The 20,666-nt window shown below is 65.6% G+C and carries 18 protein-coding genes; 15 read left to right on the forward strand and 3 right to left on the reverse strand.

Annotated features, from left to right (window positions below; genetic code table 11):
* The first annotated feature begins 471 nt into the window (after positions 1-471).
* The 3 genes from QA635_RS04945 to QA635_RS04955 all read left to right on the forward strand — a co-directional run bounded on the left by QA635_RS04945 (position 472) and on the right by QA635_RS04955 (position 3,820).
* The gene (locus tag QA635_RS04945) at positions 472-1,680 is read left to right on the forward strand and encodes an aspartate aminotransferase family protein (RefSeq protein WP_283067403.1); all 1,209 of its coding nucleotides are present in this window, start codon (positions 472-474) and stop codon (positions 1,678-1,680) included.
* Positions 1,680-2,606 (forward strand): ornithine carbamoyltransferase, encoded by a 927-nt coding sequence (argF, locus tag QA635_RS04950; protein ID WP_283067405.1) that lies wholly within the window; start codon positions 1,680-1,682, stop codon positions 2,604-2,606. Before QA635_RS04945 ends, argF begins: the two co-directional genes overlap by 1 nt.
* A gap of 212 nt (positions 2,607-2,818) precedes the next feature.
* On the forward strand, positions 2,819-3,820 hold the full coding sequence (locus QA635_RS04955) for an Hsp33 family molecular chaperone (protein WP_253606424.1): 1,002 nt from the start codon (positions 2,819-2,821) through the stop codon (positions 3,818-3,820).
* Between the two features lie 111 nt (positions 3,821-3,931).
* On the opposite strand, the gene apaG is transcribed toward QA635_RS04955, so the two are convergent.
* Complete coding sequence (gene apaG, locus QA635_RS04960) at positions 3,932-4,330, reverse strand: Co2+/Mg2+ efflux protein ApaG (protein ID WP_028333747.1); 399 nt, start codon at positions 4,328-4,330, stop codon at positions 3,932-3,934.
* A 273-nt stretch (positions 4,331-4,603) separates the two neighbouring features.
* Here apaG and QA635_RS04965 point away from each other — a divergent pair, with 273 nt between their 5' ends.
* From QA635_RS04965 to QA635_RS05020, 12 genes are all read left to right on the forward strand, one after another.
* On the forward strand, positions 4,604-5,863 hold the full coding sequence (locus QA635_RS04965; protein ID WP_229158695.1) for an OpgC domain-containing protein: 1,260 nt from the start codon (positions 4,604-4,606) through the stop codon (positions 5,861-5,863).
* Positions 5,860-6,642: an SGNH/GDSL hydrolase family protein gene (locus QA635_RS04970; protein WP_152977610.1), complete on the forward strand. Its 783-nt coding sequence runs from the start codon at positions 5,860-5,862 to the stop codon at positions 6,640-6,642. The genes QA635_RS04965 and QA635_RS04970 overlap by 4 nt, the downstream gene beginning before the upstream one ends.
* A 13-nt stretch (positions 6,643-6,655) precedes the next feature.
* A complete protein-coding gene (locus QA635_RS04975) occupies positions 6,656-7,654 on the forward strand; it encodes an SGNH/GDSL hydrolase family protein (RefSeq protein WP_283067413.1) in 999 nt (332 codons plus the stop codon).
* A 380-nt stretch (positions 7,655-8,034) separates the two neighbouring features.
* On the forward strand, positions 8,035-9,537 hold the full coding sequence (gene glpK, locus QA635_RS04980; RefSeq protein ID WP_283067415.1) for a glycerol kinase GlpK: 1,503 nt from the start codon (positions 8,035-8,037) through the stop codon (positions 9,535-9,537).
* A 178-nt stretch (positions 9,538-9,715) separates the two neighbouring features.
* Positions 9,716-12,160, forward strand: a complete 2,445-nt coding sequence (locus QA635_RS04985) for a penicillin acylase family protein (protein WP_283067417.1) — start codon at positions 9,716-9,718, stop codon at positions 12,158-12,160.
* A gap of 609 nt (positions 12,161-12,769) precedes the next feature.
* On the forward strand, positions 12,770-13,027 hold the full coding sequence (locus QA635_RS04990; protein WP_143029458.1) for a hypothetical protein: 258 nt from the start codon (positions 12,770-12,772) through the stop codon (positions 13,025-13,027).
* Between the two features lie 210 nt (positions 13,028-13,237).
* Positions 13,238-13,831, forward strand: coding sequence for a GNAT family N-acetyltransferase (locus QA635_RS04995; protein WP_092079261.1), 594 nt, complete (start codon positions 13,238-13,240; stop codon positions 13,829-13,831).
* A 154-nt stretch (positions 13,832-13,985) separates the two neighbouring features.
* On the forward strand, positions 13,986-14,612 hold the full coding sequence (locus QA635_RS05000; RefSeq protein ID WP_283067421.1) for a glutathione S-transferase family protein: 627 nt from the start codon (positions 13,986-13,988) through the stop codon (positions 14,610-14,612).
* 583 nt (positions 14,613-15,195) lie between these two features.
* Positions 15,196-16,611, forward strand: a complete 1,416-nt coding sequence (thrC, locus tag QA635_RS05005; RefSeq protein WP_283067424.1) for a threonine synthase — start codon at positions 15,196-15,198, stop codon at positions 16,609-16,611.
* Complete coding sequence (locus QA635_RS05010) at positions 16,611-17,900, forward strand: M16 family metallopeptidase (protein ID WP_225647801.1); 1,290 nt, start codon at positions 16,611-16,613, stop codon at positions 17,898-17,900. The genes thrC and QA635_RS05010 overlap by 1 nt, the downstream gene beginning before the upstream one ends.
* Positions 17,901-18,113: 213 nt before the next feature.
* Entirely contained in the window at positions 18,114-18,701 is a 588-nt protein-coding gene (locus QA635_RS05015) for a GNAT family N-acetyltransferase (protein WP_283067427.1), read from the forward strand.
* A 116-nt stretch (positions 18,702-18,817) separates the two neighbouring features.
* Positions 18,818-19,468: a hypothetical protein gene (locus tag QA635_RS05020; protein WP_057019442.1), complete on the forward strand. Its 651-nt coding sequence runs from the start codon at positions 18,818-18,820 to the stop codon at positions 19,466-19,468.
* A 128-nt stretch (positions 19,469-19,596) separates the two neighbouring features.
* Here the strand turns inward: QA635_RS05020 and QA635_RS05025 are convergent, their stop codons facing one another.
* Positions 19,597-20,082, reverse strand: coding sequence for a F0F1 ATP synthase subunit B family protein (locus tag QA635_RS05025; RefSeq protein WP_057019441.1), 486 nt, complete (start codon positions 20,080-20,082; stop codon positions 19,597-19,599).
* A 3-nt stretch (positions 20,083-20,085) separates the two neighbouring features.
* Complete coding sequence (locus QA635_RS05030) at positions 20,086-20,652, reverse strand: F0F1 ATP synthase subunit B (RefSeq protein WP_076830944.1); 567 nt, start codon at positions 20,650-20,652, stop codon at positions 20,086-20,088.
* Between the last annotated feature and the right edge of the window lie 14 nt (positions 20,653-20,666).

A 20,666-nucleotide genomic window follows, 5' to 3' on the forward strand; every position in this document is an offset into this window, starting at 1 on the left:
GTAGCGCCGGCCAATCATTGGAGCGGCGCTGCGAGCCAATCTGGACAAATATCCCTGCGGCCAGAATCCCTTAGCCCTCGCCGGGCACGGTGTTGCGCCCGAACGTTTACGCGAGACACAAAGGCTACTTAGAGGGTCCAGTACCGCCGCACGAGATGTCGTACCCGACAGGCCAAACGCTACAATATGGCGTGACTCTGGCGCAAGAGTCCGCGGTCGTGCGTCCACATGTTCCCGCACAGTTAAGCATCGCGATGAGGCTTTTCCACCGCACCGGAATGCTCCGGATTGCGCTCGTTTCGCATTGCAGGAAGGCCACTTCGTGGCGATTGACACCTACCGACCGCAGCATAGAATGCCCGCCACGTGCCGCCCGCAAAGGCGGCCGTTTTGTTTTCCGAAGCTGGCCGTTGCTGCGCTGGCGTCAAGGCGCAGCGGCAATTGTCGGCTTAAAAACCGTCAGTGAACGCCATGACCAACGCTGCCACGTCGCATCTGCTCCCCGTCTTCGCCAGGGTCGATCTCGGCTTCGAGCGCGGCGAGGGCGCCTGGCTGATCGCAACCAACGGCGACCGCTATCTCGATTTCACCTCGGGCGTCGCGGTCAACGCGCTCGGGCATGCGCATCCGCATCTGGTCAAGGCGCTGCAGGAACAGGCGACCAAGCTCTGGCACATGTCGAACCTGTTCAAGAGCCCGGACGGCGAGGCGCTTGCCGCGCGGCTGTGCGAGCAGAGCTTTGCCGACTTCGTGTTCTTCTGCAATTCCGGCGCCGAAGCGATGGAGGGCGTGATCAAGCTGGTCCGCCACTATCACTTCTCCAAGGGCCATGGCGAGCGCTACCGCATCATCACCTTCGAGGGCGCCTTCCACGGCCGCACGCTGGGCACGCTGGCGGCGACCGGCTCGGCGAAATATCTCGAAGGCTTCGGCCCGCCGATGGACGGCTTCGACCAGGTGCCGCATGGCGACATCGAGGCGGTGAAGAAGGCGATCGGCCCGCACACCGCCGGCATCCTGATCGAGCCGGTGCAGGGCGAGGGCGGCGTGCGCTCCGCGCCGCAGGCGTTTTTCAAGGCGCTGCGCGCGCTGTGCGACGAGCACGGCCTGCTGCTCGCCTTCGACGAGGTGCAGACCGGCATGGGCCGCACCGGCGAGCTGTTCGCCTACAAGCGCACCGGCGTCACGCCGGATGTGATGTCGCTGGCCAAGGCGCTCGGCGGCGGTTTCCCGATCGGCGCGGTGCTGGCGACCGCGCAGGCTGCGGCCGGCATGGCGCCCGGCTCGCACGGCTCGACCTTCGGCGGCAATCCGCTCGCGGTCGCCGCCGCCAATGCCGTGCTCGACGTCATGCTGAAACCCGGCTTCTTCGAGCATGTGCAGAAGATGTCGCTGCTGCTCAAGCAGAAGCTCGCTTCCGTCGTCGACCGCTATCCCGGCGTGCTGTCGGAGGTGCGCGGCGAGGGGCTGTTGATCGGCGTCAAGGCGGTGGTGCCGTCGGGCGACCTGATCGCAGCGCTGCGCAACGAGAAGCTGCTCACTGTCGGCGCCGGCGACAATGTGGTGCGGTTCCTGGCGCCGCTGATCGTGACCGAGGCCGAGATCGACCAGTCGATCACCGCGCTCGAGCGCGCCTGCTCTGTGCTGTCGGCGGCGCAGCCGAAGAAGGCGGCTGGATAATGAGCAAGCCGGTCCGTCACTTCCTCGATATCAACGAGCTGCCGCTCGGCGAGCTGCGCAACATGCTGTCCGCCGGAGCCGCCATGAAGGCGAAGCTGAAGGCGCATGAGAAGGGCAGGAAGCCGCTCGAAGGCAAGACGCTGGCGATGATCTTCGAGCGCCCGTCGACCCGCACAAGGGTGTCGTTCGACGTCGGCATGCGCCAGCTCGGCGGTGAATCCATCATGCTGACCGGTGCCGAGATGCAGCTCGGCCGCGGCGAGACCATCGCCGACACCGCGCGCGTGCTGTCGCGCTATGTCGATGCGATCATGATCCGCATCCTCAACCATGACGCGCTGCTCGAGCTCGCGGCGCACGCCACCGTTCCCGTCATCAACGGCCTGACCCGGCGTTCGCATCCCTGCCAGGTGATGGCCGACCTCATGACTTATGAGGAAAATCGCGGCTCGATCGAGGGCAAGATCGTGGCCTGGACCGGCGACGACAACAACGTGCTGGCCTCTTGGGCGCATGCCGCCGAGCGGTTCAAGTTCCAGCTCAATGTCGCGACCCCGCCGGAGCTCTCGCCGAAAAAGCCGATGCGCGACTGGATCAAGGCGACCGGCGCGCGGATCATGCTCGGCACCGATCCGGAAGCCGCCGTGCGCGGCGCCGACTGCGTCGTCACCGACACCTGGGTGTCGATGGGCGACAAGGAGGGCGAGCACCGCCACAACGTGCTGCGGCCCTATCAGGTCAATGCCAAGCTGATGTCGCTCGCCAAGCCGGACGCACTGTTCATGCACTGCCTGCCCGCGCATCGCGGCGAGGAGGTCACCGACGAGGTGATCGACGGGCCGCAATCCGTGGTGTTCGACGAGGCGGAAAACCGCCTGCATGCGCAGAAGGGCATTCTGGCCTGGTGTTTCGACGCGGTCGCGTAACGCCCATTCAATGCCGTCGTCCCGGCCTTGAGCCGGGACCCATACGCCGCGGCCCGTGAAAAAGGCACAAGGGGAGACGCCTTGTGTCATGACAGAGTCTTGTGGTTATGGGTCCCTGCTTTCGCAGGGACGACGGAGATGTCCGCCTCGACGGAGATATCCGCGTTAGTGAACCCCTTTATTTCATGGTCCGAGACCCCAGATAGAGCGCCATGGTTTCACAATCCCCCGACATCAAAATCACGCCCGAGGCGCCGGTTCGCGCGCCCTCAGCGGTTCCGGTCGATGATGCCGTGCTGGCCTTCGAGGTCGGCGCGCTGGACCTGCGCGGCCGGCTGACCCGGCTCGGCCCCGCGCTCGACGAGATCCTGCACAAGCACGATTATCCGCCCGCGGTCGGCAAGCTGCTCGGCGAGGCGATCGTGCTCACCACGCTGCTCGGCTCGTCGGTCAAGTTCGAGGGCCGCTTCATCCTGCAGACCCGGACCGAAGGTCCGGTCTCGCTCCTGATTGTCGATTTCCAGGCGCCCGACCGGCTGCGCGCCTATGCGCGCTACGACGCATCGCGCCTCAAGAATGGCCAGAGTTCGGGCGAGCTGCTCGGCAAGGGCCACCTTGCGATGACCATCGATCAGGGCTCTAACACCAGCCGCTACCAGGGACTGGTCGCGCTCGACGGCGGCGGCCTGGAAGAGGCGGCCCACGAATATTTCCTGCGCTCGGAGCAGATTCCGACGCGGGTGCGGCTTGCGGTCGGCGAGGAGATGCGCGGCGGCGAAGGCGGCAAGCTGCGCTGGCGCGCCGGCGGCATCCTGCTGCAATTCCTGCCCAAGGCGCCCGAGCGCGCCAAGCAGGCCGATCTGCATCCCGGCGATGCGCCGGAAGGCACGGCCACGCATAGCGTGCCGGACGATGACGCCTGGGTCGAGGGCCAGTCGCTGATCTCGACCGTCGAGGACGTCGAGCTGATCGATCCCGACCTGTCCGGCGAGCGGCTGCTCTATCGCCTGTTCCACGAACGCGGCGTACGCGTCTTCAACCCGCAAACGCTGCGCGCGCAGTGCTCCTGCTCGCGCGATGCGGTGTCGTCGATGCTGAAGAGCTTTGCGCCGAACGACCGCGCCGAGATGGTCAAGGACGGCAAGGTCGTCGTGACCTGCGAGTTCTGCTCGTCGGTGTATGAATTCACGCCGCAGGAAGCCGGCGTGGAGTAACAGGCGACCTTCGTCATGGCCGGGCTCGACCCGGCCATCCATCATGGCAAAAGCGTTTTTGAAGCGATGGATCGCCGGGTCAAGCCCGGCGATGACGTGCATTGCTGCGCGTCAGTTCAGCACCCTTTTCCCGCCCGGGCTCGGGCTGTCCAGCGAGAATGTCGGCACGTCGATGTCGAAGCGCTCGCCGGCTTCGGTGACCATCTGATAGCTGCCGGTCATGAATCCGGAGGCGGTCGGCAGCGGCACGCCGCTCGTGTATTCGAAGCGTTCGCCGGGCGCGAGCACCGGCTGCTCGCCGACCACGCCCTCGCCGCGCACCTCCTGGCGGCGGCCGGTGGCGTCGGTGATGATCCAGTGCCGCGTCCGCAGCTGCACCGTTTCCGGGCCCGAATTGACGATCACGATCTTGTACGACCAGAAATATTCGCGCCGGTCGACCGACGAGCGCTCCGGCATGAAGTTCGGCTCGACGGTGACTTCGATCTGGCGGGTAACGGCGCGGTACATGCGGCTCAATCCGATGGTCCTGGCGCATGGTCCGTTTTCGACCGGATCATGCTCAAACAGGGCGCTATCATAGCCAATTGAACCGCCGGAACCAATCGCCTGCCAGGCCGCGAAAAGGCGGTCCACGGGCGGTCCGTTCATCGCGGTTTCAACATAGTTCCGCTCTAAAGCGCGGCCGCATGCCGCCGCACTCCGTGCTTTGTCGGCAACTCGCGGACCGATATTATCTTTTCAGCACGGCGTGCGGGGCGTCCGCGGCCGACACGGTGTTTGATGAGCTCGATTGCCGATCCCATAGCCGGTTCGCCGGTGGCTGACGCCAAGACCGAAGTAAAGGCTGAGGCCGAGGCGAAGGTTGCTGCGCCCGCGATCACGCTGCCGGCGACCGGCGAGCGCGAGCTCCGCCTCGATCTGTTCCGCGGGCTCGCGCTGTGGCTGATCTTCATCGATCATCTGCCGACCAATCTTCTGACCTGGCTGACGATCCGCAATTACGGCTTCTCCGACGCCACCGAGATCTTCATCTTCATCTCCGGCTACACCGCGGCCTTCGTCTATGGCCGCGCGATGCTGGAGGGCGGCTTCGTGATCGCGACCGCGCGCATCCTGCGCCGGGTCTGGCAGATCTATGTCGCGCATGTCTTCCTGTTCACGATCTTCCTCGCCGAGATCTCCTATGTCGCGACCTCGTTCGAGAACCCACTTTACTCCGAAGAAATGGGGATCATGGACTTCCTCAAGCAGCCCGACGTCACCATCGTGCAGGCGCTGCTGCTGCGCTTCCGTCCCGTCAACATGGACGTGCTGCCGCTCTACATCGTGCTGATGCTATTCCTGCCGCTGATCCTGTGGCTGATGAAATGGAAGCCCGATGTCACGCTCGGCCTCTCGGTCGTGCTCTACGCGCTGACCTGGCAGTTCGACCTTTATCTCTCGGCCTATCCGAACGGCTTCTGGGCGTTCAATCCGTTCGCCTGGCAATTGCTGTTCGTGTTCGGCGCCTGGTGCGCGCTCGGCGGGGCGCGGCGGATGTCGCGGATCCTGTCGTCGAACATCACGATGTGGATCTGCATCGTCTATCTGGTCGCGGCGTTCTTCGTGACCCTGACCTGGTACGTGCCGCAGCTCGGCCACATCATGCCGAAGGTGATCGAGCAATGGATGTATCCGATCAACAAGACCGACCTGGACGTGTTGCGGTTCGCGCACTTCCTGGCGCTCGCCGCGCTCACCGTGCGCTTCCTGCCCAAGGACTGGCCGGCGCTGAAATCGCCCTGGCTGCGACCTTTGATCCTGTGTGGCCAGCATTCGCTTGAGATATTCTGCCTCGGGGTCTTCCTCGCCTTCGCCGGTCACTTCGTGCTTGCCGAAGTATCTGGCGGTGCCGCACTGCACGCCTTGATCAGCGTCTGCGGCATCCTCATCATGTGCGGCATGGCGTGGATCATTTCGTGGTACAAACACTCCGCCGACAAAGGCGCCTCGAAAAAAGGCGCCGCCGGCAACGCCGATCTGGCGGGAGGGGGAGCATGAAGTCCGCGCGGACGATGCTGGGCCTGACGCTGCTCGCAGCCTGCCTGACGGCCGGTTTGGCGGCGGCGCCTGCGCGCGCCGGCGACACCGCGGAGCCGCCCCCGCCGCCGCCCTGCGACGTGCCCGCCTATCTGCTTACGAGCGAGAGCTCGCTGCCCAAGGTCACCGACGCCATCAAGTCCAACCGGCCGCTCAACGTGCTGGTGGTCGGCAGCCGCTCCTCGACCATCCAGGGCAACGAGGCGAGCGCCTATCCGGCCACGCTGCAGGCGGCGCTGAAGGAGGCGTTGCCGTCGTCGACGATCGATCTATCCGTAGAATTACAGGGAAAGAGCACCGCCGAGGAGACCGCGGGAACTCTTGTTAAGCTTGTTGAAGCAAAAAAGCCTACTTTGGTTATCTGGCAGACCGGAACCGTCGATGCTATGCGAGCGGTCGATCCCGACGATTTCCGTACCGCCATCAACGAAGGCGTTGTTGCGTTGCGGGACGCCGGGACCGACGTGGTGCTGGTCAATCTGCAATACAGCCCGCGTACGGAGACGATGATCTCTGCACCGCCCTATCTCGACAACATGAAGGTGGTGGCGCAGCAGCACGACGTTCCGCTGTTCGACCGGTTCGCGATTATGAAGCAGTGGAGCGACGCCGGATATTTTGACCTGTTCAGCACCTCGCATGGTGTCGATCTGGCCAAGAAGGTTCATGCCTGTCTCGGCCGCGCACTGGCGAAATTCGTGATCGATGCGGCCCATCTGGGCCCGGTGCAGCAGAATTAAGGAAGCAGAGTAGATGCGTTTTGCCTTCCCTTTTTGTGCTTCCGCAGGGCGGAGTCTGTGCGCCGTTGCGGCGCTGGCACTGCTCGCGCCGCTCGCGGTCGCGCCATTGCGCGCGCAGACCGACCAGCATGCAGCGCTTTCGTCCGACGGCAAGACCGAGGCTGCAAAGCCTGATGCGACGCAGCCCGCTGCGACGGCTGACGCGACCAATCCGCCGCAACCCGGCGTCGCCGCGAAGGCGTTCGACAGGGTGAAGCAGGCCGCGAAATCCGCCAGCGACATCTTCCACCGCGTGCCCTGTCATCAGCCCAAGGGTGTGCCGAACAGCACCGGCTCGCTGCCGCATGTCGCGGCCAAGCTCGCCGCCGGCAAGCCGGTCGTCATCATCGCGTTCGGCTCGTCCTCGACCCAGGGCTATGGTTCGTCGGCGCCGGAATTCACCTATCCGAACCGGCTCGCCGGACAGTTGCGGCGGCAGTATCCGTCCGCCGACATCACCGTGCTCAATCGCGGCAAGGGCGGCGAGGACGCGCCCGAGATGATGGCGCGGCTGCAAACCGAAGTGATCGACGTCCATCCCGACATGGTGATCTGGCAGGTCGGCACCAACGCGGTGCTGCGCAACCTCGATCCCGCCGAGACCGCCAAGCAGGTCGAGGACGGCGTGGCGCGCCTTCAGGCGTCCGGCGCCGACGTCGTGCTGGTCGATCCGCAATATTCGCCGCGCGTCACCGAGCGCCCCGAAAGCGCGCGCGGCATGGTGAAGCTGCTCGGCCGCATCGCCGCGCTGCGTCATGTCGGCATCTTCCCGCGCTTCGAGGTGATGCGCGACTGGCACGAGAAACAGGCGATCCCGATCACCGATTTCGTCATCGCCGACGGCCTGCACATGAACGACTGGGGCTACGCCTGCTTCGCCCAGCTGCTCGGCGACGACATCATCCGCTCGGTCGGTGCGATCAAGATCGGCGTCAACGTCCCCGCCGATGTGCGGACCTACCGACCGATGTGATCGGGCTGCCCGGCCGCTCCAACCGTCATTGCGAGCGAAGCGAAGCAATCCATTCGTCCGCTTGCGCTGATGGATGGATTGCTTCGTCGCTTCGCTCCTCGCAATGACGGTTGAGGCGGTGCGCTCATTTCCATCACCGTCACCCTGAGGTGGCCGCTTCTTCAGCGGCCCTCGAAGGGTCGACGGCCCGACTTGGGGGCCGTGCATCCTTCGAGGCTCGCTCCGCTCGCACCTCAGGATGACGGGACTGATACCCTCGCGGACTCTTGCCTCGACCATCCGGCCACGCCCGCCTCCAATCTTGACCTCGCCGCGGTAATCCGCTCCCTTGACGCCTGCACCGATCCCTCTCGGAATGAAGCTCTTTAAGGGAAACGCTCATGTCTTTCGTGCTGGCCATCGATCAGGGCACCACATCGTCGCGCGCCATGGTGTTTCGCGGCGACATCTCCATCGCCGCCGTCGCGCAGCAGGAGTTTCCGCAGCATTTCCCCGCCTCCGGCTGGGTCGAGCACGAGCCGGAGGACATCTGGACCTCGACCGTGATGGTGTGCCGCGAGGCGCTGGAGAAGGCCGGCCTCAAGGCGAAGGAGATCGCCGCGATCGGCATCACCAACCAGCGCGAGACCACCGTGGTGTGGGACCGCGCCACCGGACAGGCGGTGCACCGCGCCATCGTCTGGCAGGACCGCCGCACCGCCGACATTTGCGCCAGGCTCAAGGCCGCGGGCCATGAGCCGGCGATTTCGGCCAAGACCGGTCTCATTATCGATCCCTATTTCTCCGGCACAAAAGTCGCCTGGATCCTCGATCACGTGCCGGGCGCGCGCGAGCGCGCCGAGCGCGGCGAACTCTTGTTCGGCACCGTCGACTGCTATCTGCTGTGGCGGCTCACCGGCGGGAGAGTCCACGCCACCGACGCCACCAACGCCTCGCGCACGCTGCTGTTCAACATCCACACCGGCGCCTGGGACGACGACCTCATCAACCTCTTGCGCGTGCCGCGCTCGATGCTTCCCGAAGTGAGAGATTCTTCCGCCCGCTTCGGCGAGAGCACCGCCGATCTGTTCGGCGGCCCGATCGCGATCTCCGGCATTGCCGGCGACCAGCAGGCCGCGACCATCGGCCAGGCCTGCTTCGAGCCCGGCATGATGAAGTCGACCTACGGCACCGGCTGCTTCGCGCTGCTCAACACCGGCACCACGCCGGTGGCCTCGAAGAACAAGCTGCTCACCACCATCGCCTACCAGCTCGGCGGCCAGCGCACCTACGCGCTCGAGGGCTCGATCTTCGTCGCCGGCAGCGCGGTGCAGTGGCTGCGCGACGGGCTCGGCATCATCAAGCACGCCGCGGAGACCGGACCGCTTGCCGACAAATCGGACTCCATGCAGAGCGTTTATTTGGTGCCCGCCTTCGTCGGCATGGGCGCGCCGTACTGGAATCCGCGCGTGCGCGGTGCGCTGTTCGGGCTGACCCGCAACACCGGCCCGGCCGAGCTCGCGCATGCGACGCTGGAGAGCGTGTGCTACCAGACCTTCGACCTGTGGGCCGCGATGCGCACCGACTGGCCGGAGGCCAACGCCGCCAACACCGTGCTGCGCGTCGACGGCGGTATGACCGCCTCGGACTGGACCATGCAGCGGCTCGCCGATCTGCTCAACGCCCCGGTCGACCGCCCGATGATCCAGGAGACCACCGCACTCGGCGCTGCCTATCTCGCCGGCCTCGATGCCGGCGTCTATCCGGAGCCCGCCAAGTTCGCCGACAACTGGCGGCTCGAGCACCGCTTCAGGCCGGCGATGAGCCAGGCGACGCGCGAGCGCAAGCTCGCCGGCTGGGCCCGCGCCGTGAAGGGCGTGCTGGCGAGCGACGAGGAGGAATGATGAACTGATGCTGCGGCAAGCTCGCTGCACCTCTCCCGCTAGCGGGGGAGGTCGTAGCGCATCATCAGATGCGCTACGGGTGGGGGCTCTCTCCACACCAAGCAAGCGGCGCCGCTGCGGCTGCCGCTCAATCTCGCCAAGTGTGCGCAACAATCAATAACAACCATCGGAGAACAACATGAACACGGATCTCAACCGCGTCGCCAAGCTACTCACTGCCGCACTCTGCGCCGCAATACTTGCCGCTCCCGCCACCGCGCGCGAGAAGCCGAGCCCGCTCGTCGCGGCGCGCGAGGTCAAGACCGACGTCGCCGGGCTGAAGGCGCCGGGGCAGATCCTGGTCGATGTCTGGGGCATCCCGCACATCTATGCCGGCAACGAGCACGACCTGTTCTTCCTGCAAGGCTTCAACGCCGCGCGCGACCGGCTCTGGCAGGTCGATCTCTGGCGCAAGCGCGGGCTCGGCCTCTTGGCGAAGGATTTTGGCCCTGCCTATGCCGAGCAGGACAAGGCGCTGCGCCTGTTCCTCTATCGCGGCGACATGAATGCGGAATGGGCCGCCTATGGCCCGAAGGCGAAATCCTATGCAGAGGCATTCGTCGCCGGCGTCAACGCCTATGTCGCCGATGTCCAGGCGGGCAAGCGCGCGCTGCCGATCGAGTTCAGGATCGCAGGCACGATGCCGGATTTGTGGTCGGCAGAAGATGTCGTGCGCGTCCGCAGCCATGGCCTGACCCGCAATGTCGCCTCCGAGGTGAAGCGCTCGCGGGTCGCCTGCGCTGCAGGCCTCGATGCCGATCGCTTCCGCGTCAAGCTGGAACCCACCTGGACCACCAGGATCCCCGATGGGCTCGATCCCTGCAGCGTGCCGAAGGCGGTACTCGCCGCCTACGATCTTGCCACGCGGCCGGTGAAGTTCGCCGCGCCGAAGGACCAGAAGGCGGCGCTGGCGCATGATCCCGACACCTACCTCGCCGAGGCCGACCAGCAGCGCGACACCATCGGCTCCAACAACTGGGTGATCGCGGCATCGCGCACCGCGACCGGACGTCCGATCCTCGCCAACGATCCGCATCGCGAGCACTCGGTGCCGTCGCTGCGCTACATCGTCGGCCTCAACGCGCCCGGCATCTCCGTGATCGGCGCCGGCGAGCCGGCGCTGCCGGGCATCTCGATCGGCCACAACGACACCATCGCATTCGGGCTGACCATCTTCAATGTCGACCAGGAAGACCTCTACGTCTACGAGCTCAACCCCGACAATCCGAACCAGTACCGCTACGGCAGCGGCTGGGAGGACATGCGGATCGTGCATGAGAAGGAAGCGGTGAAGGGCGAGGCCGACCGCGACCTCGAGCTGAAGTTCACCCGCCACGGCCCGGTGATCTTCGTCGACGCCGACAACAAGCATGCCTTCGCGGTGCGCTCGATCTGGTTCGAGCCGGGCACCTCGGCCTATTTCGGCTCATCCGACTACATGACGGCGAAGAACTGGAACGCCTTCCTCGGTGCGATGCGGCGCTGGGGTGCGCCGTCGGAGAACCAGGTCTATGCCGACATGTCAGGCAATATCGGCTGGGTCGCCGCCGGCAAGACGCCGCGCCGCGCCAGTTTCGACGGCCTGATGCCGGTGCCCGGCGACGGCCGCTACGAGTGGCAGGGCTTTCTGTCGCTCGACGAATTGCCGAAGCTGTACCAGCCGAAGCAGGGTTTCATCGCCACCGCCAACCAGATGAACCTGCCGGCGGATTATCCGGTGGGGGAGCGCAGGGTCGGATTCGAATGGGCCGACAGCGCGCGCTGGCAGCGCATCACCGAGGTGCTGCAGGCCAACAGCAAGGTAACGCTGGCGGACGCGATGGCGCTGCAGAACGACGACACCGGCATGCTCGCGCGGCGCCTCGTCGCGCTGTTGAAGCCGCTCACGTCGGATGATGCAAACGTCAGGAAGGGCCTCGATCTGCTCAAGGCGTGGGATGCGCGCGACGCGGCCGACAGCGCGGCCGCCGCGGTCTACGAGGTGTGGATCGCAAACCATCTCGGCCCGGTGCTGCTCAAGACCACCGCGCCGAAGGCGGCCGAACTGATCGCGCCGGAGGCCTCCAGCATCTCCGCCATTGTCGGCTATCTCGAAAAGCCGGACGCGGCGCTCGGCAGCGATCCCTCAGGCGAGCGCGACCGCGTGCTGCGCGACAGCCTCGGCGAGGCGGTCGCCGATGTTGCCGACAAGCTCGGCCCCGATGCGTCGACCTGGCGCTGGGGCCGGCTGCATGTCGCGCAATTCAATCACGCGCTAATGCCGCTCGCCGACAAGGCGACCGCGGCGCAGATGCAGGTCGGCCCGCTCGCCTTCGGCGGTGCCGCCAACGTGCCGCGCGCCGCCACCTATCGCCGCTCCGACTATCATCTGATCTCCGGCGCTTCATTCCGCATGGTGCTCGATGTCGGCAATTGGGATGCAAGCCGCGCCGTCAACACGCCGGGCCAATCCGGCGATCCCTTCAGCGGCCACTACCGCGACCTCGCGCCGCTATGGGCGACGGGCCAGTACGTGCCGCTGCTCTACAGCCGCGGCGCCGTGGAAGCTGCAACTGCGGAAGCGATCACGCTGACGCCGAGGTGAGGGGGCGAGTACGTTTCACTGGCTGCGCCACAAACTTTAACGTCGTCCCGGCGAAAGCCGGGACCCATAACCACCAATGCCGATTGCTTTGCGGTGCTGGGGCCACAGCGTGCCTTTACAACCCAACTCTGTGGTAATGGGTCCCGGCCTTCGCCGGGACGACACCGAGTGTTCGGCACTGCTGTAGCTGCAACTGCGGAAGCGATCACGCTGACGCCGAGGTGAGGGAGCGAGTACGTCTCATCGGCTGCGCCACAAACTCTAATGTCGTCCCGGGTCAACACTTGTCTCGCCGAACTCGAAGAGTGAAAGCGAAGCGCGACCCGGGACTCATCGGTGCGAATGCCGACGCGGACTGCGGCGGTCAGCCACTAATCACTTTGTGCCATCAACGCGGCGGCGCATCTCGATCACTACAAGTTGACGTTTGCGATTTGCGCACGGACTTCCCGCGACGCTGTGCGCGGGGGTCCAAGAAGCGTTGGCTTCTGCCTGCTAGTCTGACCGATCGTGATCGCCGCCGGCCTGTGACGGTTCTCACATCCGGCGCGAGCACGCATTTTCTGGAAGCGATTGAAAGCTCAGCTGGTTACTTCACAGGAGCTGACCATGACGAAAACCATTCTTGTTTCGCTCGCAGTTGTTTCTCTGTCCACGGCGGCATTCGCCGATGCACGCACGGCACAACACCGGACCCACCAGCGTCTCGTGATGGGTACCGCACTAAGTCCTGCCGTGCTCAATGCCAACGCCAGTCTCAATGGCGATGTCAGCGATCGCGCGATGCGCATGCGGAGTCTTCGCGAGTCCGGCTACAACCCGAAGAACGATTTCGACGCCAACGGCAACGTGTGGGTCGGCAACTAACCGAGTACGGGAGGGCCTGGGGAGCCCTCCCTCAAAGCGCGCTCAAACTGGTTTATCCCGCTCGTTGGACCTGGCCGCTCGAATGAGGAGCGGCGGATGCGGCGGATTACCTCGTCTGCTTCTCCTGACCAGGCATTGCACGCAGCGTTGCATTGCATCCGCGGCGACGTGCGGTTATGTCCCGCCGACAGCCTGCAAACAGAGGTCGCGATGCTGCTGCCCGACGGTTACTCCGACATCCCCCACGGCAAGATCGCTGCCGTCGTCACCCATCTGGAAATGACCGCGCGTCCGCCGCTGCGCGACGACCCGCCCGGCGCGTGGCGCCTGCGCAAGGTCGATCCGCCCGCGCTCGACTGGTATCGCGATATCTATCGCCGGGTCGGCGAGGAGTGGCTGTGGTTCACCCGCACCGGGCTCGATGATTCCGATCTCGCCTCGAGGATCCACGCCCCCGGCAACGAGCTCTACGGGCTGGCCGTCGACGGCCAGGATGAGGGCCTGCTCGAACTCGATTTCAGCGTGGCCGGCGAATGCCAGCTGCTGTATTTCGGCGTCACCGCAAAATTCATCGGCACCGGCGCCGCGCGCTTCCTGATGAACCGCGCGCTCGAGATCGCCTGGTCACGCGACGTCAGCCGCGTCTGGGTGCACACCTGCACCTTCGACCATCCATCGGCCGTCGCATTCTACCAGCGCTCCGGCTTCCGGCCGTTCCTGCGGCAGATCGAGGTGGCCGATGATCCCAGGCTCGACGGCAAGTTGCCGCGCGATGCGGCGAGGCACGTGCCGGTGATTGCATAGCTCGCCTAACGGACCGGATCAGGATCCGGTTGCAATGCGGCGCGGCCCATCTACGATGGTGCAAAGTGCAACCTTTGTCCCCGGCGTGGCCGCACACTTCGAAAGCTCTGTTTTCGAGGCGCGGCTTGCTGCGGCATGACCGACGAGATGACAGATGTTTTTGATCGGCCAGTACGACTCGCCCTTTGTCCGCCGCACCGCGATCGCGCTGCGGCTCTATGGATTGCCGTTCGAGCACAAGCCGTGGTCGACCTTCGGCGATGCGGAGAAGGTTGCGGCCTACAATCCGGTGCGGCGGGTGCCGACGCTGGTGCTCGATGACGGCGAGGCGCTGATCGAGAGTGGTGCGATCCTGGATTACCTCGACGAGCTGGTCGGGCCGGGCAAGGCGATGATCGCGCGCTCGGGGCCGGAGCGGCGCAAGCATCTGCGAATCACGGCGCTGGCGACCGGGCTTGCCGACAAGGCGGTGAGCCTTGTCTATGAGCGCGTGCTGCGCAAGGAGCAGTTGAAGCTCTGGGTCGAGCGCTGCGAGGCGCAGGTCGCGGGCGTGCTCGCGGTGCTGGAGCAGGAGCGCGCGGCGGTGCAGACGCCGGTCTGGCTGGGCGATCGCATCGGTCATGCCGACGTCGCGGTGGCCTGCGCGCTGCGCTTCACCGGCGAGGCGCATCCGCATCTGTTCGACGCGCGCTATCCGGCGCTCAAGGCCCACGCCGCGCTCTGCGAGGCGCTGCCGCCGTTCCAGGAGATCGTGCAGCCGCTGGCGCCGCCGAGCGGTTAGTGGATGGCGCGACCCAGGCTGATTGACGTGCGCCCCTCGCGCGCGGATGTCGCGAGAGCGCGCGATTATGACTCACAAGCGGCACCACACATTTGCTGTCGTCCCTGCGAAAGACGCGGGGACGACACCGGTAGATGCGGGCGATCCAGTACGCCGCGGCCCATCGGCTCAAGCAACGACAGCCCCTGGAATACTGGATCACCCGCATGCGCGCATGATGACACCGCGGTGTTTGACGTCTTGAATCACGAACCATCCTCATCGTCGTCCTGGCGAAAGCCAGGACCCATTACCCCAAATGAGAACTGTTGTGCGATGCTGGGGCCACGATCCCGTTCATCATCAAGTGCGGTGGCTATGGGTCCTGGCTTTCGCCAGGACGACATTGGTGAATGCGGCGCAGCTGGCGGTCGGTCGCGAGCGATACCCCTTGTCACTCGCCCGCGACCCCGAAGCGCGCGCTTCGGGCTACCCATTGCTGGTCCGATCTTCTATGGTGAACCGTTCGGGTTGCATGGAGCGAACTCGATAATTCCATGATATCAAAGGCTTAAGGCTCGGATCGAAGCCTTTGGAGGGCGGTTTGACGCGGTATATTTCGACCAGGGGTGAGGCCCCGGTGCTTGGCTTCTGCGATGTGATGCTGACCGGGCTTGCCCGTGACGGCGGGCTCTACGTGCCCGAGACCTGGCCGCAGCTGTCGCCCGAGACCATCGCCACCTTCTTCGGCCGTCCCTATTGGGAGGTCGCGGTCGAGATCATCCGTCCGTTTGTCGCCGGCGAGATTTCCGACGCCGAGCTCGGCCGCATGGCCAACGAGGCCTACGCCACCTTCCGCCATCCCGCGGTGGTGCCGCTCGATCAGGCCGGGCCGAACCAGTTCCTGCTCGAGCTGTTCCACGGGCCGACCCTGGCGTTCAAGGACGTCGCGATGCAGCTGATCTCGCGGCTGATGGATCACGTGCTGGCCAAGCGCGCGCAGCGCACCACCATCGTGGTCGCGACCTCGGGCGATACCGGCGGCGCCGCGGTCGAGGCTTTTGCCAATCTCGACAATGTCGACCTCGTCGTGCTGTTCCCGAACGGGCGCATCTCCGAGGTGCAGCGCCGCATGATGACGACGACCGGCGCCGCCAACGTCCACGCGCTCGCGATCGAAGGCACCTTCGACGATTGCCAGGCGCTGGTGAAGGCGATGTTCAACAACCATCGCTTCCGCGACCAGGTGGCGCTGTCGGGCGTCAACTCGATCAACTGGGCGCGCATCGTCGCGCAGGTGGTCTATTACTTCACCTCGGCGGTCGCGCTCGGCTCGCCGCAGCGCACCGTCGACTTCACGGTGCCGACCGGCAATTTCGGCGACATCTTCGCCGGCTATGTCGCCAAGCGGATGGGGCTGCCGATCCGGAACTTGCGCATCGCTGCCAACGTCAACGACATCCTGGCGCGCACGCTGAAGACCGGCATCTACGAGGTGCGCGAGGTGCACGCCACGACGTCGCCGTCGATGGACATCCAGGTGTCGTCGAACTTCGAGCGGCTGCTGTTCGAGGCGAGCGGCCGCGACGCCGATCAGGTCCGCCGCCTGATGGCCTCGCTGAAGCAGTCCGGCCGTTTCGTGCTGCCGGATGCGACGCTGGCCGCCGTGCGCCGTGATTTCGACGCCGGCCGCGCCGACGAGACCGAGACGGCAGCCGCGATCCGCGCCGCCTGGCGCGAGGCCGGCGATCTGGTCGATCCCCACACCGCGGTGGCGCTCGCAGTCGCCGACCGCGACACCTCGGATTCCAAGATCCCGAACATTGTGCTGTCGACCGCGCACGCGGCCAAATTCCCCGACGCGGTGGAAGCCGCCTGCGGGGTGCGTCCGCAGCTGCCGGTCTGGCTCGGAGGCCTGATGAGCAAATCCGAACACATCACGGTCATGAAGAATGATTCCGCCGAGGTCGAGCGCTTCGTGCTGTCGGTCAGCCGTGCTGCCAAGCAGGGAGTCGCCTGATGGGCGTTGAAATCACCAAGCTGCCGAGCGGACTGACAATCGTCACCGACACCATGCCGCATCTGGAAACCGCGGCGCTCGGGGTCTGGGCCGGCGTCGGCGGGCGCGACGAGAAGCCGAACGAGCACGGCATCTCGCATCTGCTCGAACACATGGCGTTCAAGGGCACGGCGCGGCGCTCCTCGCGCGAGATCGTCGAGGAGATCGAGGCGGTCGGCGGCGACCTCAATGCCGGGACCTCGACCGAGACCACGGCCTATTATGCGCGGGTGATGAAGGCGGATGTGCCGCTGGCGCTCGACGTGCTCTCCGACATCCTCGCCAACCCGTCCTTCGTGCCGGACGAGCTGGAGCGCGAGAAGAGCGTCATCGTGCAGGAGATCGGCGCGGCGCAGGATACGCCCGACGACGTCGTGTTCGAGCATCTCAACGAGCTCTGCTATCCGGAGCAGCCGATGGGGCGCTCGCTGCTCGGCACCGCCAAGACGCTGAAGGTCTTCGATCGCGACATGCTGCGCGGCTATCTCTCGACGCATTACCGCGCCCCCGACATGGTGGTCGCGGCCGCCGGCGCGGTCGATCACGCGCGGATCGTCGAGGACGTCACGCAGAAGTTTGCGAGCTTCGACGCCACCCCGGCGCCGAAGCCGCAGGTCGCGATGTTCGGCAAGGGCGGCTCGCGGGTGGTGCATCGCGATCTCGAGCAGGCGCATCTGACGCTGGCGCTCGAAGGCGTGCCGCAGACCGACCCGTCGCTGTTCTCGCTGCAGGTCTTCACCAACACGCTCGGCGGCGGGATGTCGTCGCGGCTGTTCCAGGAGGTGCGCGAGAAGCGCGGGCTGTGCTACTCGATCTACACCTTCCACGCGCCCTACACCGACACCGGCTTCTTCGGCCTCTACACCGGGACCGATCCGGCGGATGCGCCGGAAATGATGGAAGTCATCGTCGACGTCATCAACGACGCGGTGGAAACCCTGACCGAGGCCGAGGTCGCCCGCGCCAAGGCGCAGATGAAGGCCGGCCTATTGATGGCGCTGGAAAGCTGTTCATCGCGGGCCGAACAATTGGCACGCCATGTGCTAGCCTATGGCCGGCCGCAGACGGTGGAAGAACTGGTGGCCCGGATCGACGCGGTCAGCGTCGAATCGAGCCGCAACGCCGCCCGTGCCCTGCTGGCGCGCAGCCGGCCCGCCGTTGTCGCGCTCGGCAGCGGCAGGGGTCTGGACACGGCGGTGGCTTTTGCGGAAGGATTGACGACGTCGAAGGCAAAGACGCTGCTGCACTAAGAATTCTGCTTACCTCGCCCCGCGCTTGCGGGGAGAGCATAGGCCGCCTACCGGCGGCCGTTGACGGACATACGCCGAGGCGGAGCCTCAGCTATGGTCGAAGGCTTCGGGTGAGGGGTAGAGCCGCAAGACCGAATCTGCGGTAAGACCCCTCACCCCGACCCTCTCCCCGCAAGGGCGGGGCGAGGGAGAAGTGGCGGGGAGTGTTGGGCCATGGCCCTGTTTCGTTTGCCGTCCAATGGACCCGCTGCACTGATGCCGCGCGGTCACGGGCTCTTGCTGCGCGCGCCGCAGATGTCGGATTTCCCGCAATGGGCGCAATTGCGCGAATTCAGCCGCGCCTACCTCACGCCATGGGAACCGATCTGGCCCTCCGACGACCTGACCCGCGCCGGCTTCCGCCGCAGGCTGCGCCGCTACACCGAGGATGTCGCCGCCGACCGCTCCTATCCGTTCATCATCTTCCGCGAATCGGACGGGGTGATGATCGGCGGCATCACGCTCGCCAATGTGCGGCGCGGCATCGTGCAGGCCGGCACGATCGGCTATTGGGTCGGGCTGCCGCATGCCCATCGCGGCTACATGACGACGGCGCTGCGGGTGCTGCTGCCCTCGCTGTTCGGCGAGCTCAATCTGCACCGCATCGAGGCGGCCTGCATTCCCTCCAATGCCTCGTCGATCCGCGTGCTGGAGAAGTGCGGCTTCACCCGCGAGGGCCTGGCGCGGCGCTATCTCTGCATCAACGGGATCTGGCAGGACCACCTGCTGTTCGGCCTGCTGCACGAGGATTTCCGCGGCTGATCCGTAAGCCTTTTTGTGGATGGCGGTGCCACCCTCGATGCCTTGGGTTCGCCGCCATTGCCTTGCTATAACGGCCGCGAAACAGGGAACCCCGGTTGGGAAATTTGAGGATATTGATGGGTGAAAGGGTGATCAGGTTCGCGCTCGCAGCGGCGGTATCGATCGGTCTCGGTGCCACTTTGTTGCCTTCGGCAGCTCCTGCGCAGTCACTGAGCGACCGCTTCAAGAGCCTGTTCGGCGGCGGCTCGTCCGACCAGGACAAGCCGGCGACGCCCGCGGCGCCGCAGCAGCTCAACGATGCCGACGCCGAACTGACCTGCCCGCCGGTGCAGATCCGCTCCGGAGCCTCAACCTATTCGGTGGCCGCGAACGGCAAGGAAGCGGTTGGCAACGACGTCAAGTTCCTCGCCTCGATCACGCGCACGGCGCGGCAATGCAATCTGAACAGCGGCCAGATCACGGCCAAGATCGGTATTCAGGGGCGGATTATTGTCGGTCCCCAGGGCGCGCCACCGAGCATTCAGGTGCCGCTGCGCGTCGCCGTGGTGCAGGGCGGCGTCGGCGAGAAGACGATCATGACCAAGGCCTACACCACCACGGTGCAGATGGACGAAAGCGGCAGCGTGCCGTTCAGCCTGGTCGCCGAGGACGTCGTCTATCCGGCGCCGTCTCCGGCCGACAACGACAATTACATCTTCTATATCGGCTTCGACCCGCAGGCCCTGAAGCCGGAGCCCAAGGCCCGCGCGCCGCACAAGAAGAAGTAACAGCGCGTTTTCGGGCGAAGTGGACACCGGTTCGCGTGAAGAAAACGCGTCAAACTGACGAATTTGGACAAAACAAAAGGCCGGCGCGATGAGCTCGCGCCGGCCTTTTTTAAGGAATTCAGATCGCGTCAGTTCAGCTTGGAGCGGACTTCGGCGATGCCCTTGCCGACGAGGTCGTCGGCAACCGAGCCCTTGACCGACTGCGACAGGATGGTCGAGGCGGCCGTCACCGCGGCGTTGGCCGCGGCGGCGCGGACATCGGCCACGGCCTGGGCCTCGGCCTGGGCGATCTTGCTCTCGGCGGTCTTGGTCCGCCGCGCGACAAAATCTTCCATCTTGGTCTTGGCTTCGGCTGCGATCCGCTCGGCTTCGGCCTTGGCGTTGGAGATGATCTCCTCGGCCTCGCGCTCCGCGCTGGCGCGGCGCGCCTTGTACTCGCCGAGCAGCTTATTGGCCTCGTCCTTCAGACGGCGGGCGTCTTCCAGCTCGGCCTTGATGCGCTCGGCGCGGTGGTCGAGCGCCGTCAGCAGGGTGCGATGGACGCCGAGATAGCCGAACACGACCAGCAGAAGGACGAAGGCGATCGCAACCCAGGTTTCCGGTTCGTAAAACATCGTCTATCCCTTCAGCGACGCGTCGACGGCGCTGTTGACCGCATTGGCGTCCGGCGTGACGCCGGCAAGTTGCTGGACGATGGCGCCGGCCGCATCCGCCGCGATGCCGCGGACGTTGCTCATGGCGTTGGTCCTCGTCGTTGCAATCTGCTTCTCGGCGTCGGCGAGCTTTGCCGCCAGCTTCTCTTCCAGCGCCTTGCGCTCGGCTTCCGAGGCCGCGTTCAGCTTCTCGCGGGTCTCGTTGCCGATCGCCTGCGCGTTGGCGCGCGCATTCGCCAGCTCGGTCTCGTAGGCCTTCAGCGCCGCGTCGGACTCGTCCTTCAGCTTCTGCGCCTCGGCCAGATCGCCCTCGATCTTGTTCTGACGTGCATCGATCGTCCCGCCGACGCGCGGCAGGGCGATACGCGACACGATCAGGTAGAGCGCGACAAATGCAATCGCCAGCGACACCAGCTGCGAGGCGAAGTTGGACGAATCGAACGGCGGAAAGGCTCCGCCGTGATGTCCGCCGTCGGTCTCGGTGTGGGCGCCGGCTTTCTGGCCTTTTGCCTCGCCATGACTCTCAGCCATGGTGTTCTCCTGTT

Source organism: Bradyrhizobium brasilense, from assembly GCF_029714345.1.
Lineage (GTDB): Bacteria > Pseudomonadota > Alphaproteobacteria > Rhizobiales > Xanthobacteraceae > Bradyrhizobium > Bradyrhizobium australafricanum.